Genomic DNA, 13,951 nt, shown 5'->3' with positions numbered 1-13,951 from the left:
GACACTCCGCTTTCGCGAGCAAGCCCGCTCCCACAGGGACAGCGTTGCTACCGTTTACTTCGCGGACTTGACCGCAGCGCCGAGCTTCTTGGCAGTGTCGGCAGGGTTGGCACTCGGGTCGTTGATGTAGTTGGTCACTACGTCAAAGAACGCGCCTTGTACCGCCAACGTGGTCGCCATGTTGTGCGCCATGCTCGGCTGCAAGCCACCGGTCGTGGCGTCGGCGAGGAAGTCCTTGGCAGCGGTCTGGGCACAGGAGTCGAAACCGTACTTGCCCATGTCCTTCAACATGTCGTTACGAACCGGGATCGAGCCCTTGTTGATGCTGAAGACCTTCTGGAAGTTTTCACCCAGCACGACCTTGGCAATGTCCTGCTGACCGGCAGAAGTGCCCTTGTCTTTCTGCTTGAACACCGCCAGGGAGTCGATGTTGTAGGTGAAAGCCTTGTCGGTGCCCGGGAAGGCTACGCACTCGTAGTCCTTGCCGGCGACTTTCTTGGCCGCGGTCCACTCGCTCTTGGCCCAGTCGCCCATGATCTGCATGCCGGCCGTGCCGTTGATGACCTTGGCCGCTTCGAGGTTCCAGTCCTGGCCCTTGCCGTCGGCGTCCATGTAGGTTGCGACTTTCTTCAGCTCGGTCAGCGCCTTGACCATTTCCGGACCGGTCAGTGCCTTGTCGTCCAGGTCAACCAGGGCTTTCTTGTAGCCATCAGCGCCCATGACCGAGAGCACCACCGCTTCGAACACGGTGCTGTCCTGCCAAGGCTGGCCGCCGTGGGCGAGCGGGATAAAGCCCGCAGCCTTCAGCTTGTCGCCAGCGGCGTAGAATTCTTCGAGGGTGGTCGGGTTTTTCGTGATGCCGGCTTTCTTGAAGACTTCCGGGTTGATCCACAGCCAGTTGACCCGGTGGATGTTCACCGGCACGGCCACATAGTCGCCCTCGTACTTCACGGTATCGGAGACTTTCTTGTCGAGAAGGGAGTCCCACTTCTCGTCTTTGGCAACGTTCTTGAGGACGTCGCTGTCGAGCAGCCCGGTCGACGCCCATTCCTGGATGTCGGGGCCCTTGATCTGGGCAACGCCTGGCGGGTTGCCGGCGACTGCGCGGCTTTTCAGCACGGTCATGGCCGTGGAACCACCACCGCCTGCGACGGCGCCGTCTTTCCAGGTGAAACCGTCCTTCTCGACTTGGGCCTTCAGGACATCAACAGCCGCCTTCTCACCGCCCGAGGTCCACCAATGCACCACTTCGACCGTCCCTTTCGAGTCGGCGGCAAAAGCACTGAGGGGAAACAACGAGGCAATGGAAACAGCAACGGCGAGGCGATTAATCGCGTTCATCTGAGTACCTTTTTTGTTGTTATGCATGCAAGTCTGTGGCTTGCGCTGCATGGATTCTAAACAGGGTAATTCCCTTCACAGGTAACGAAGGGATGCGTAAATGTCACGACATGGTTACACGGTTGCCGGTGCAGACAATTGCGCCAGCGCCGAGGCCATGCTCGGCGCCAGGGGCAGGCGTGGAATCAGCACCGCCTGCCAGGCGTGGTACAGGTCCGGCTTGCCTGGCCAGATGTCGGCACTGGGGCGGTTCTGCGGATCGAGTTCGTGGTGCCAACTACCGTTGCACCGGTCGATGAAGTGCTTCTCGCAAAACTCCCAGAAGCACCGGTACCAGGTTTCGTACTGCGCCTCGTCGGTGCGCTTGAGCAAGGCGCTGGCAGCGGCCGCCGCTTCGGCATGGACCCAGTGCAGGCGATGGCGGACCACCGCGCGATTATCCCAACCCAGCGTGTAGACAATGCCAGGGGCGCCATCGACATCCCAGCCGTAACGGCAGTTCTGCTCGAACAGTTTCTGCGCATCCTGGACCAGCCAGCCCGGGGTCAGCATGCCGATCCGCACACGCGCCGCTTCGAGGTGCAAGAGCAGGCGGGCCCACTCGAAACCGTGGCCCGGCGTGGTGCCATACGGACGGAAGCCATCGGCGGGATTGTCGTGGTTGTACTCGCGCAGTGGCTGCCAGTGGCGGTCGAAATGCTCCACCACCCGATAATCGTTGGCCGCCGCATGGCCGTGGATCACCCGTTCGACGATGCGCAGCGCGCGGGCGAGCCAGCGCGGATCGTCGGTGACATCGGCCAGGGCCAGGAATGCTTCGGTGGCGTGCATGTTGCTGTTGGCGCCGCGATAGGCTTCCTCGACGCTCCAGTCACGGCTGAAGGATTCGCGCAGCGCGCCCTCTTCCTCACTCCAGAAATGCGTGTCGATGACCCCCACCGCCTCGTCCAACAGCGCCTGGGCGCCGGGACGCTGGGCCACCACGGCGGAACTGGCGGCCAGAGCCACGAAAGCATGCAGATAGGCAGCCTTGCCGGTGTCGTTTTCATCGGGTTGCGTCGTGGCAAACCAGCCGCCGTATTCGGCGTCCCGCAAGGGGCCAGCGAGGGCCTGGATGCCGTGGTCCACCAGTTCGGCGAAGCCCGGCAGGCCCTGGGCATGGGCCATGGCGAAGCTGTGGGTCATGCGGGCGGTGTTCATGGTTTCAGCCCGGGCGCCGGTCGGCAGGCAACCGCGCTCGTCCAGGTTGCCGAAACCGTCCGGCAGCCTCGACGCCTTGGCGAACGCCAGCAACCGCAAGCCTTCGGCGGCGAGCCATTGCTGGTGGGCAGGTGCATTCAGCCAACTGCTGAAGGCCGGTTGGAAGGTGTCCATCGGGGAAGACCTTTTTGTTGTTTTGACGCAGCGAGTCTAAACAAGGGAGGGCGGAGGGCAGGTAACGAAAGGGGCGAGTTATGTCACCGACTTGTGACATTTCTCCAAGAGATGAGGTGAGGCTGCTGGCGTCTTCGCGGGCAAGCCCGCTCCCACAGGGTTCTGTGTCGAACACGATATTTGTGCTTAACCAGGTCCAATGTGGGAGCGGGCTTGCCCGCGAAGAACGATAACGCGGTGTACCTAGTCAACACTCCGAGGCAACTGCAAGGTCACCCGCAACCCACCCTCACGCAGGTTCTGCAGGCTCACTTCCCCCCCATGGCTGTGGGCGATGTTGCGGGCGATACCCAGCCCCAGGCCATATCCCTGCTGTTGCCCGGCCAGCCTGAAGTGCGGCTCGAAAACCTGCTCCAGACGCTGCTCCGGCACACCCGGACCTTCATCGTCGACATGCAGGATGAACGCGGTTTCATCGTCGTCGATGTGCAGGTGGGCGTTCTGTCCGTATTTCAAGGCGTTGTCGATCAGGTTACCGATACAGCGCTTAAGGGCCAGCGGCTTGCCGGGATACGGCGCCAGCGCCCGGCCATCCTGGGTCACACGGCCATTGCCGTTGGGGGCAAGGTAAGGTTCCACCAGGCAATCGAGCACATGGTTGAGGTCCACCAGCTCGATGTTTTCATGGATGTCGGTGTCCTTGACGCACTGCAGCGCCCCTTTGACCAACAGCTCCAACTCATCCAGGTCACGGCCGAACTTGGCCTGCAGGTTCTCGTCCTCCAGCAGTTCGACCCGCAGCCGCAGGCGGGTGATCGGTGTGCGCAGGTCATGGGAAATCGCGCTGAACAACTGGCTACGCTCGGTCAGGTAGCGGCTGATGCGCTCACGCATGGCATTGAAGGCGCGGCCAACCTCGACCACTTCGCTGCCGCCGCCCTCGGCCACCGGCTCCACTTCGGCGCCCAGCGACATATCCCGGGCCGCCCGGGCCAGGCGCTTGAGCGGGCGGCTCTGCCAGTGCACGAGCAAGCCGATGAACAGCAACAACAGGCTGCTGGTGAGCACGATGAAGCCGACCTGCTGCTTTGGCAGGTCCTGTTCTTCGAGGCTGGTATAGGGCTCGGGCAGTAGCGAGGCGATGTACAACCATTCGCCCGGCGCCATCTGGATCTGCGTGACCAGTACCGGCGGATTCACGGGCTCAAGGGTCAAGGCGTAGTGAGCCCACGAGCGTGGCAACTCGTCGAGTTTCAATCCACCGTTGAAAATCCGCAGGTCATCGGGGCTGACGAAGGTCACGGAAATATCGGTGTTATTGCCCAGGGACTTGCGCAGCACTTCATCCACTGCCTTGAGCACTGCCAGCTTGCGCGGCGTGACCGGCAGCACATCCATGCCCAGGGGTTTGTCGTTGAGCGTGACGACAAACCGCGTGCCGCCCATGCTGCGCAATTGGTCCAGCACCAGCGGCCGGTAGGCCACCGGCAGCGAACGCAGGTAGCTGACGCTGGCCGTCATCGAATGGGCCAGGCTGCGGGCGCTGGTGACCAGGCCTTCGAGCTGGGTAGCGCGCAGTTGCGACACCCAGATGACGCTGGACAAGGTCTGGGCGAACAACACCACCAGCAAGGTCAGCAACAGCATCCTTCCGAGCAGCGAGCGCGGCACCGGCACCCGTCGGGCGAGTGTCCTGGCCCAGTCAATGCCCATTGCTGGCAACCACATTGGCCGCCAATTGATAACCACTGCCGCGCACCGTACGGATCAACCGTGGCGGCTTGTCGGTATCACGCAGGCGCTGGCGCAAGCGACTGACCGCCATGTCGACGATCCGGTCCAGGGGCATCAACTCCCGGCCCCGGGTGGCGTTGCCAATGGTGTCGCGGTCGAGGATTTCCTGGGGATGATCGAGGAACAGTTTGAGCAGGGCGAAATCGGCGCCGGAGAGAATCACCTCCTCACCGTCAGTGTGAAACAGCCGATGACTGACCATGTCCAGGCGCCATTCATCAAAGGCCAGCACCTCACCGCCGGAGCGCTCCTGGCCGAACTGTGCCCGGCGTAACAGGGCCTTGATGCGCGCCTGCAATTCACGTGGGCTGAACGGCTTGCCGAGATAATCATCGGCCCCCAGTTCCAGGCCAATGATCCGGTCGGCCTCGTCGGAACTGGCCGTGAGCATGATGATCGGCACATGGGCCTGGCGCGGGTGCTGGCGAACCCAGCGGCACAGGCTGAAGCCGTCTTCATCGGGCAGCATCACGTCGAGGATCACCAGGTCGCTCGGCGCATCGTTCAACGCCTGGCGAAACCCGGCTCCGTCGGGCGTGGTCCGCACCTGAAACCCCGCACGACTGAGGTAAGTGTCCAGCAGCTCGCGAATCTCCTGGTCGTCGTCGACCAACAAAATCGATTTGTTTACTGAACTCACGGGCCTCGTCCTTGTTGTTTGGATTGGCGGATTATGCCTGATGGACGGGATCTATAAACAACCACAATCCCCTGTGGGAGCGGGCTTGCTCGCGAATGCGGTGTGTCAGTCAACGAAAATGTTGAATGAAACACCGCATTCGCGAGCCCGCTCCCACAGGGGATTGCATTTCAAACCTTAAGCGGCGGCAGATTGCTCCAACGCCACCCCGGCACCCATCAGGCCGGAATACGGCGCCGTTACCAGCCAGACCGGAATGCCCTTGAAGTAATCGCTCATGCAACCCTTGTCGGCGAAGCAGCGGGCGAAGCCGCTTTCGAGGAAGAAATCGGCAAACCGCGGGATCACCCCGCCGACAATGTATACACCGCCTCGCCCCCCCACCGTCAGCACATTGTTGCCGGCCACGCGTCCCAGCCAGCGGCAGAATTGCTCCAGCACTTCCAGGGCGATGGGGTCGCCGGCCAGGCCGGCGGCGGTGATGGATTCCGGGGTATCGAGCACCGGTTCATGACCGTCCACCGCGCAGATTGCCCGATATACCCGGGGCAAGCCGCTGCCGCTCAGGGCGGTTTCGGCGCTGACGTGGCCGATCTCGTTGTAGATGTGCTGCCAGAGCTGGGTTTCCCGCGGGCTGCTCATCGGCAGGTCGACATGGCCACCCTCCCCCGGCAACGCCGCAAAGCGGCCATCACCCAGGTCCAGCAATGTACCGACGCCCAACCCCGTGCCCGGCCCGATCACCACCGCCGGACGCATCGGCTCCGGGGTGCCTTCGCACACGACCCGGTACTCATCGGGGCGCAAACGGGTCATGCCCAGGGCCATGGCCGAGAAGTCGTTGACCAGCAACAGCTTCTCGACCTGCAAGGTCTTGCAGAACGCCAGGTTGCTCAGGCGCCAGTGGTTGTTGGTGAAGCGAAACAGATCGCCCGCCACCGGGCCGGCCACCGACAGGCACACCGAACCGATGGCGCCGGGTTCCAGACCCATGCCGCTCAGGTATACCTTGATGGCATCTTCAGGGCAGGCGTAATCCGCCGTCGCCAGCACCTGGACGTTCTCCAGGTTGTGGTTCTTCCACAACGCGAAGCGCGCGTTGGTCCCACCGATGTCACCGACCAGGGCCAGTTTCAATTAATCGTCTCCAGGGCAGCCGTGAAGGCGCTTGCACCCTGCTCTGCCGAGCTGAAGGCCATGCGCATGAAACCGAACAGTTCACGACCGGTGCCGATGTTGTTGCCCAACAGGCCCTTGGCCGGTTCGCGTGCGGCGAATTCCTCGGCGTCCACCTTCAATTCCAAGGTGCCTTTGACGCCATCGACGCGGATGATATCGCCCTCCTGCACCCGGGCCAACGCGCCGCCGACATAAGCTTCGGGGCTGACGTGGATCGCCGCCGGGATTTTCCCCGAGGCGCCGGACATGCGCCCGTCGGTCACCAACGCCACTTTGAAACCGCGATCCTGCAGCGAACCGAGGAATGGGGTCATCTTGTGCAGCTCCGGCATGCCGTTGGAGCGTGGCCCCTGAAAGCGCATCACCGCGACAAAATCCTTCTCCAGCAGCCCGGCCTTGAACGCATCCGCCAGGTCCTGCTGGTCCTGGAAGACCATGGCCGGTGCTTCGACGATCTGGTTTTCCAGCGCTACGGCCGAGACTTTCATCACGCCGCGACCCAGGTTGCCTTCCATCACCCGCAAACCACCTTCTGGCGAGAACGCACGGGCCACCGGGCGCAGGATGTTTTCATCGAGGCTTTCGATCGGGCCGTCGCGCCACACCAGCTCGCCATCCTCGAGAAACGGTTCCTGGGTGTAGCGGCTCAGGCCGCGACCGAGCACGGTATTGACGTTTTCGTGGAGCAGGCCGGCCTCCAGCAGTTCGCGGATCAGGAAGGACATGCCGCCCGCCGCCTGGAAATGGTTGATGTCGGCCTTGCCGTTCGGGTAGACGTGACTCAGGGTCGGCACCACCTCGGAGAGGTCGGCCATGTCTTGCCAGGTCAACTGGATGCCCGCCGCCATGGCAATGGCCGGCATGTGCAAGGTGTGGTTGGTCGAGCCGCCGGTGGCGTGCAGCGCAACGATGGAGTTGACCAGCGAACGCTCGTCGACGATTTCGCCGATGGGCATGAAATTGCCGCTCTGCTTGGTCATGCGCGTCACCTGGAACGCCGCTTCGCGGGTCAGGGCATCACGCAGCGGGGTGTTCGGGTTGACGAACGAAGCGCCCGGCAAGTGCAGGCCCATCACTTCCATCAGCAGCTGGTTGGTGTTCGCGGTGCCGTAGAAGGTGCACGTGCCGGGGCTGTGGTAGGACTTCATCTCCGATTCCAGCAGCTCTTCGCGGGTCGCCTTGCCTTCGGCGTAGCGCTGACGCACGTCGGCTTTTTCCTTGTTGGAAATGCCCGAGACCATCGGCCCGCCGGGCACGAAGATCGTCGGCAAGTGACCGAAGCGCAGCGCGCCCATCATCAGGCCCGGGACGATCTTGTCGCAGATGCCGAGCATCAGCGCGCCGTCGAACATGTTGTGGGACAACGCCACCGCCGTGGACATCGCGATCACTTCGCGACTCGGCAGGCTCAGCTCCATCCCCGCCTCGCCCTGGGTGACGCCATCGCACATGGCCGGCGTACCGCCCGCGAACTGGCCGACCGAGCCGATCTCGCGCAAGGCTTTCTTGATCTGTTCCGGGAAGGTTTCGTAGGGCTGGTGGGCCGAGAGCATGTCGTTATAGGACGACACGATGGCGATGTTGGCGGCGTTCATCATCCGCAGGTGATGCTTGTCTTCGCTGCCGCAACCGGCCACGCCATGGGCGAAGTTGGCGCATTGCAGCTTGCCGCGCATCGGACCGTCGCTGGCAGCACCGCGGATCAATGCAAGGTAAGCCTGACGCGTGGCGCGGCTGCGGGCGATAAGCCGTTCGGTGACCTCAAGAACGCGGGGATGCATGTGTAGAACTCCAGGCTAACGGGTGTGGCGACCTGATTGTCTATGCTGGTCAAGACCGGCTGCGCGCCCTGTGAAAGGAAAGGCGACAAACGGTTTCTGACCACTCGGACCAGTTGATTCAGGTCACTCGTTGTAGATAAAACAAAATATTGCCATCAAAAAGGCTTGTTTTCTATTTCTATGCGAATAATCTTGTAATTCCAACAACAAATCGATGGCGGCGCAGTTAATGACTCTTCGAATCGCAATCAATGGTTTTGGCCGCATCGGCCGCAACGTCCTCCGTGCACTGTATACCCAAGGCTATCGTCGCGACTTGCAGATCGTCGCCATCAACGACCTGGGCGACAGTGCGATCAATGCTCACCTGCTCAAGTACGACACCGTCCACGGCACTTTCGATGCAGACGTGCAGCACGATAACGAAAGCCTGACGGTCAATGGCGACCGCATCGCGGTCAGCGCCATCCGCAATCCGGCCGAACTGCCCTGGGCCGCCGAGAAGATCGACGTGGTGTTCGAGTGCACCGGGCTGTTCACCGACCGCGCCAAGGCCGCCGCCCATATCAGTGCCGGCGCCCGCAAGGTGATCATCTCGGCCCCGGCCAAGGGCGCCGACGCCACCGTGGTGTATGGCGTGAACCATGACATCCTGCGCCAGTCCCACCAGATCATTTCCAACGCTTCCTGCACCACCAACTGCCTGGCCCCGGTGGCCCAGGTGCTGCATCGCGAGCTGGGCATCGAAAGCGGCCTGATGACTACCATCCATGCCTACACCAACGACCAGAACCTGACCGACGTCTACCACACCGACCCGTACCGCGCCCGTTCAGCCACCCAGAACATGATCCCGAGCAAGACCGGTGCCGCCGAAGCGGTGGGCCTGGTGCTGCCGGAACTGGCGGGCAAGCTGACCGGCATGGCCGTGCGTGTACCGGTGATCAACGTGTCCCTGGTGGACCTGACCGTGCAGCTCAAGCGCGAAGCGTCGGCTGAAGAAGTCAACGAACTGCTGCGCCAGGCCAGCCAACATTCGAAGATCCTCGGCTACAACACCCTGCCGCTGGTCTCCAGCGACTTCAACCACAACCCGCTGTCGTCGATCTTCGACGCCAACCACACCAAAGTCAGCGGCAAGCTGCTCAAGGTACTGGCCTGGTATGACAACGAGTGGGGCTTCTCCAACCGCATGCTCGATAACTGCCTGGCGTTGTGCAACGCGGAGTGATCGGCTGAACTTAGAGCATTTCTGTGGGAGCGGGCTTGCTCGCGAAAGCGGTGTATTCAGTGAATATTTCTACTGACTGACACGCCGCCTTCGCGAGCAAGCCCGCTCCCACAATGATTTGGGGCGGTGATGAGATTCGGGCTTGACCTGCAAACCAAATGATAATTACTATCATTTGACATAACCGAATCGGCCTCACCGTGAGTCAATCGCGCTTTCACCACGTCTTCCTCGCCCAGCGCACACCCCTGCTGCGCACCCTCGAGCGCATGGTCAACAACCCCAGCACTGCCGAAGACCTGCTCCAGGAAACCTATCTGCGCGTCTCCCGCGCCTTGGGTGAACGTACAGTCGAGCATCTCGAACCCTTTGTCTTCCAGACCGCCCGCAACCTGGCACGGGATCATTTGCGGGCGCGGCGCATGCAGTCACGGACCGTGCTGGACGACGTCCCCCTGGAAGTTGTCCACAATGTGGTCGCGTCCCAGAGCAGCGCCGAAGACGCCGCCCATGCCGAACAGATGCTCGAGCGCCTCAACGTCAGCCTGCAAGCGCTGAGTCCGCGCCAACAGCGGATTTTCATTCTCAGTCGCCTGCACGGTCATGGTTATCAGAACATCGCCGCAGAGCTGGGTGTGTCCCTGAGTACCGTGCAAAAGGAACTGAAACTGATCATGGCGATCTGTGTGAGGAGTTGTCAGGTGTAAGCTTCAAGCGGCAAGCTACAAGCAGCGCAGGCTTGCCATCTGTTGCTTGCCGCTCGTAGCTTGTCGCTTGCCACTAATGCCGAGTAACCATCGTGACGGATAATCACCAAGCCCAAGAGTCTACGACAGCGCAGGACACCGCCCATGCCATGGAGCAGGCGCTGGACTGGCTGATCCTGCTGGACAACCCCAGCCAGGAGCAGGCCCGGCAATTCCAGGTCTGGCTGGCAGCCGATCCGCGCCATGGCGAAGCATTTCTCAGGGCCCAGACCCTCTGGAACGGCCCGCACGTGAAGGAGAGTGCCCGGCAACTCCAGGCCGCCTCCAGGGTGAGCGCGTTGTCACGCTTGCGCGCCCATTGGAAACCCCTGGCCACCGCTGCCGTGCTCCTCCTCGGCCTGTTCAATTTCAGCGACCTGCCCCTGCGTTTCCAGGCCGATCACCTGACGGTGGTCGGTGAGCGCCAGCGCCTGCAACTGGAAGACGGCTCCAAGGTCCTGCTCAACACCGACTCGGCCTTTTCCAGCACTTTCAACGAACAGCGTCATGTGGCCCGGTTGTACAAGGGCGAAGCGTTTTTCGAGGTGCCCGACAATCGCAACCTGCCACTGGAGATCGATGCCGGGCCGGTCACCGCCAGTGTCAGTAACACCACGTTCGCGGTGCGCTACCTCGACGGCGTGGCCCAGGTCCAGGTCCAGCGCGGCGATGTGGACCTGCGGGCCAACCGCAACGACACCCATGTCCGGCTCTCGGCCGGGGAAAGCATCCGCATCGGGCCCAACGGCTTCGACCGCCCGGCCCCGCTCGACACCAGTACCGACCTGGCCTGGGTCCAGGGCCGGCTAGTGTTCGAAAACCGGCCATTAAGCCAGGTCCTGGCCGAACTGCGGCGCTACTATCCGGGCTGGATCATCAACCGCAACGAGCAATTGGCGCAGGTCGCAGTCACCGGTAACTACCGCCTCGACCAGCCGCTGGACGTGGTTCGCTCCCTGGCTCATATCACTTCTGCACAGCTTCAGGAATTCCCCGCGCTGGTGATCCTGAACTAAATGAGAATTATTTTTACTCGATAGGTTTCGCTGATTCGTCTCGTTATAGCCAATGCAATTGATTCGCATCTATCGATGCCAATCTGCACCTATAACAGATGCGACACGGAGCGCTATCGATGTCCTCTCGCCTTACCTGCAGGTTCCTTGCCCCTTCCCGCACATTGTCGTTGCTGACCGCCGCCATCCTGATGGCCGGCGTCGCGCCCGCCGCCCTGGCTGCCGCGACACAGCCGCCGGCGCGCAATATCGGCGACTACACCTTCGCCATCCCCCAGCAACCATTGGTCTCGGCCCTGAACGCGTTCACCGCCGTCACGGGCTGGCAAGTGGGGCTGACGGCCGAGCTGGCCGAAGGTATCGCGTCGCCAGGCGTCAACGGTTCGCTGCCACCGGAAAAAGCCCTGGAACGCCTGCTGGCGGGAACCAACCTGAGCTACCGCAAACTCGGCAACAACAGCATCGTCCTGGAGAAGCGCAGCGCCGGCAATGTGGTGAACCTGCAACAGATGACCATCAGTGCCACCCGCCAGGAGCAGGACATCAGCGGTGTGCCCAGCACCGTCAGCGTCCATGACCGCCAGGCACTGGACCGCAACAACGTCAACACCCTCAAGGACCTGGTGCGTTACGAGCCCGGCGTGTCGGTGGGCGGCGCAGGCCAGCGCGGCGGTATCAGCGGCTATAACATCCGAGGCATCGACGGCAACCGGATCCTGACCCAGGTCGACGGCGTGGCGATTCCCGACGGCTTCTTCAACGGCCCCTACGCCAAGACCCAGCGCAACTACGTCGACCCGGAAATCATCAAGCGCGTGGAAATCCTCCGCGGTCCGGCGTCGGTGCTCTATGGCAGCAACGCCATCGGCGGCGCCGTCAGCTATTTCACTCTGGATGCGGATGACATCATCAAGCCCGGCCAGGACGTCGGTGCCCGCCTGAAGACCGGCTACAGCTCCGCCGACGAAAGCTGGCTCAAATCCGCCACCGTCGCCGGCCGCAACGGGACATTCGATGGCCTGCTGCACTACAGCCAGCGCGACGGCCATGAAACCGAATCCTACGGCAACCATAACGGCACCGGCCTGGACCGCACCGCAGCCAACCCGGAGGACGTGCGCGCCAGCAACGTACTGGCCAAACTCGGCTGGAACTACAGCGACGATGCGCGCCTGGGCCTGGTCTACGAGAAGTACAAGGACGATCGCGACACCGATCTGAAAAGCGCCTACGGCGGCCCCTTCTCCAATGGTCAGCCGGCCATCCCCCCGAGCATGCTGCCGGGCGGCATGTACCAGTGGCGCACCGGTAACGACACCGTCACCCGCGAGCGTTTCGGCCTGGAGCACAGCTTCGCCCTCGACAGCCTGCTGGCCGACAACATCAAGTGGAGCCTGAATCACCAGATCGCCAAGACCGACGAGAGCACCGCCGAGTTCTACTTTCCGATCACCCGCCGGGTCCTGCGCACCCGGGAAACCCTCTACGAAGACAAGCAATGGGTGTTCGACGCACAGCTGGACAAGGTCTTCAGCCTCGCCGACACCGATCACGCACTGACCTATGGCACCACGATCAAGCAACAGAAAGTCACCGGCTCACGCAGCGGCAATGGCGTGTGCCTGGCGGTCGGCGTCGGTTGTTCCGCCGTCGGCGCCATCAGCACCCGGGACGTACTGGCAAAAGCCAGCGACTTCCCGGATCCGACCATCAACACCTACAGCCTGTTCGCTCAGGACCAGATCAGTTGGGACAAGTGGACCTTCACCCCAGGCCTGCGCTACGACTACACCCAGCTCAAGCCGCACCTCACCCAGGCGTTCCTCGATACCGTCGACCCGACCCGCGGTGGCCAGGTGAGCGACAGCAACAAGACCTGGCATCGCGTCTCACCCAAGTTCGGCCTGACCTATGCCTTTACCGACCAGTACACCGGTTACGGCCAGTACGCTGAAGGTTTCCGCACCCCGACCGCCAAGGCCCTGTACGGCCGTTTCGATAACCCCAGCATCGGCTACAGCGTAGAACCCAACCCCGACCTGGAACCGGAAAAAAGCCAAAGCTACGAGACCGGCTTGCGTGGCCGTTTTGACTCCGGTTCGTTCGACGTGGCGGTGTTCTACAACAAGTACCGCGATTTCATCAACGAAGACGCCATCACCCCCGGCGCCGATCAGTTGACCTTCCAGAGCAACAACATCAAGCACGCCACCATCAAGGGCGCCGAGGTCAAGGGCCGCCTGGACCTGGACGTATTGGGTGCGCCCCAGGGTCTCTATACCCAGGGTTCGGTGGCCTACGCCTACGGTCGCAACGACGACACCGGCCAGCCGATCAACAGCGTCAACCCGCTGACCGGCGTGTTCGGCCTGGGTTACGAGCAGGACGACTACGGCAGCTTGCTCACCTGGACCCTGGTCAGGAAGAAAAACCGCGTCGACGACAGCAACTTCAATTCGCCGGATGGCGTCAGCAGCCAGTTCAAGACGCCAGGGTTCGGGATATTCGACCTGACCGGCTTCTACAAGGTGACCCGGGACGTCACCGTCAGCGGTGGTCTCTACAACCTCACCGACAAGAAGTACTGGCTGTGGGACGACGTGCGCGGCTACGACAGCGTCGGCGAAGCGGCCGTGCTGAGCCCCGCCAACCTCGATCGCCTGACAGCGCCGGGGCGCAACTTCGCGGTCAACCTGATCTGGGATATCTGACTGACCCAAAGTCCCCCTCTGCAGGCAACACAAAGCCCTGTGGCGAGGGGATTCATCCCCGCTGGGGCGCGTAGCGGCCCCAAAAATGGAAGGGTCGCTGCGCAACCCAACGAGGATAAATCCCCTCGCCACATTTCA

General features: G+C 62.3%; 10 protein-coding genes. 4 read left to right on the top strand and 6 right to left on the bottom strand.

Annotated elements, in window-relative coordinates; translation table 11 throughout:
• Window positions 1–54 precede the first annotated feature (54 nt).
• From FBY02_RS14795 to edd, 6 genes are all read right to left on the bottom strand, one after another.
• Window positions 55–1,341, bottom strand: a complete 1,287-nt coding sequence (locus tag FBY02_RS14795) for an ABC transporter substrate-binding protein (RefSeq protein WP_144928743.1) — start codon at window positions 1,339–1,341, stop codon at window positions 55–57.
• A 114-nt stretch (window positions 1,342–1,455) separates the two neighbouring features.
• Entirely contained in the window at window positions 1,456–2,715 is a 1,260-nt protein-coding gene (locus tag FBY02_RS14790; RefSeq protein WP_144928741.1) for an AGE family epimerase/isomerase, read from the bottom strand.
• Window positions 2,716–2,958: 243 nt separating this feature from the next.
• Window positions 2,959–4,428 carry an ATP-binding protein gene (locus tag FBY02_RS14785; protein ID WP_144928739.1) on the bottom strand — a complete coding sequence of 490 codons (1,470 nt, stop codon included), beginning with the start codon at window positions 4,426–4,428 and terminating at the stop codon, window positions 2,959–2,961.
• Complete coding sequence (locus tag FBY02_RS14780; RefSeq protein WP_144928737.1) at window positions 4,418–5,149, bottom strand: response regulator; 732 nt, start codon at window positions 5,147–5,149, stop codon at window positions 4,418–4,420. The genes FBY02_RS14785 and FBY02_RS14780 overlap by 11 nt, the downstream gene beginning before the upstream one ends.
• Window positions 5,150–5,326: 177 nt before the next feature.
• Window positions 5,327–6,286 carry a glucokinase gene (locus tag FBY02_RS14775; protein WP_144928735.1) on the bottom strand — a complete coding sequence of 320 codons (960 nt, stop codon included), beginning with the start codon at window positions 6,284–6,286 and terminating at the stop codon, window positions 5,327–5,329.
• Window positions 6,283–8,109: a phosphogluconate dehydratase gene (gene edd / locus FBY02_RS14770; RefSeq protein ID WP_144928733.1), complete on the bottom strand. Its 1,827-nt coding sequence runs from the start codon at window positions 8,107–8,109 to the stop codon at window positions 6,283–6,285. The genes FBY02_RS14775 and edd overlap by 4 nt, the downstream gene beginning before the upstream one ends.
• 229 nt (window positions 8,110–8,338) lie before the next feature.
• Between edd and gap the strand changes: the two genes are divergently transcribed.
• From gap to FBY02_RS14750, 4 genes are all read left to right on the top strand, one after another.
• A complete protein-coding gene (gap, locus tag FBY02_RS14765; protein WP_047701880.1) occupies window positions 8,339–9,340 on the top strand; it encodes a type I glyceraldehyde-3-phosphate dehydrogenase in 1,002 nt (333 codons plus the stop codon).
• A gap of 200 nt (window positions 9,341–9,540) precedes the next feature.
• Window positions 9,541–10,047 (top strand): RNA polymerase sigma factor, encoded by a 507-nt coding sequence (locus FBY02_RS14760; RefSeq protein ID WP_144928730.1) that lies wholly within the window; start codon window positions 9,541–9,543, stop codon window positions 10,045–10,047.
• Window positions 10,048–10,196: 149 nt separating this feature from the next.
• Window positions 10,197–11,102, top strand: a complete 906-nt coding sequence (locus tag FBY02_RS14755) for a FecR domain-containing protein (protein ID WP_371921422.1) — start codon at window positions 10,197–10,199, stop codon at window positions 11,100–11,102.
• A gap of 119 nt (window positions 11,103–11,221) precedes the next feature.
• The gene (locus FBY02_RS14750; RefSeq protein WP_144928726.1) at window positions 11,222–13,813 is read left to right on the top strand and encodes a TonB-dependent receptor; all 2,592 of its coding nucleotides are present in this window, start codon (window positions 11,222–11,224) and stop codon (window positions 13,811–13,813) included.
• Window positions 13,814–13,951 lie beyond the last annotated feature (138 nt).

The organism is Pseudomonas sp. SJZ078 (assembly GCF_007828255.1).
Taxonomy (GTDB): domain Bacteria; phylum Pseudomonadota; class Gammaproteobacteria; order Pseudomonadales; family Pseudomonadaceae; genus Aquipseudomonas.
The sequence above is the reverse complement of the archived record's forward strand: the minus strand, read 5'-3'. Positions and strand labels throughout refer to the sequence as shown.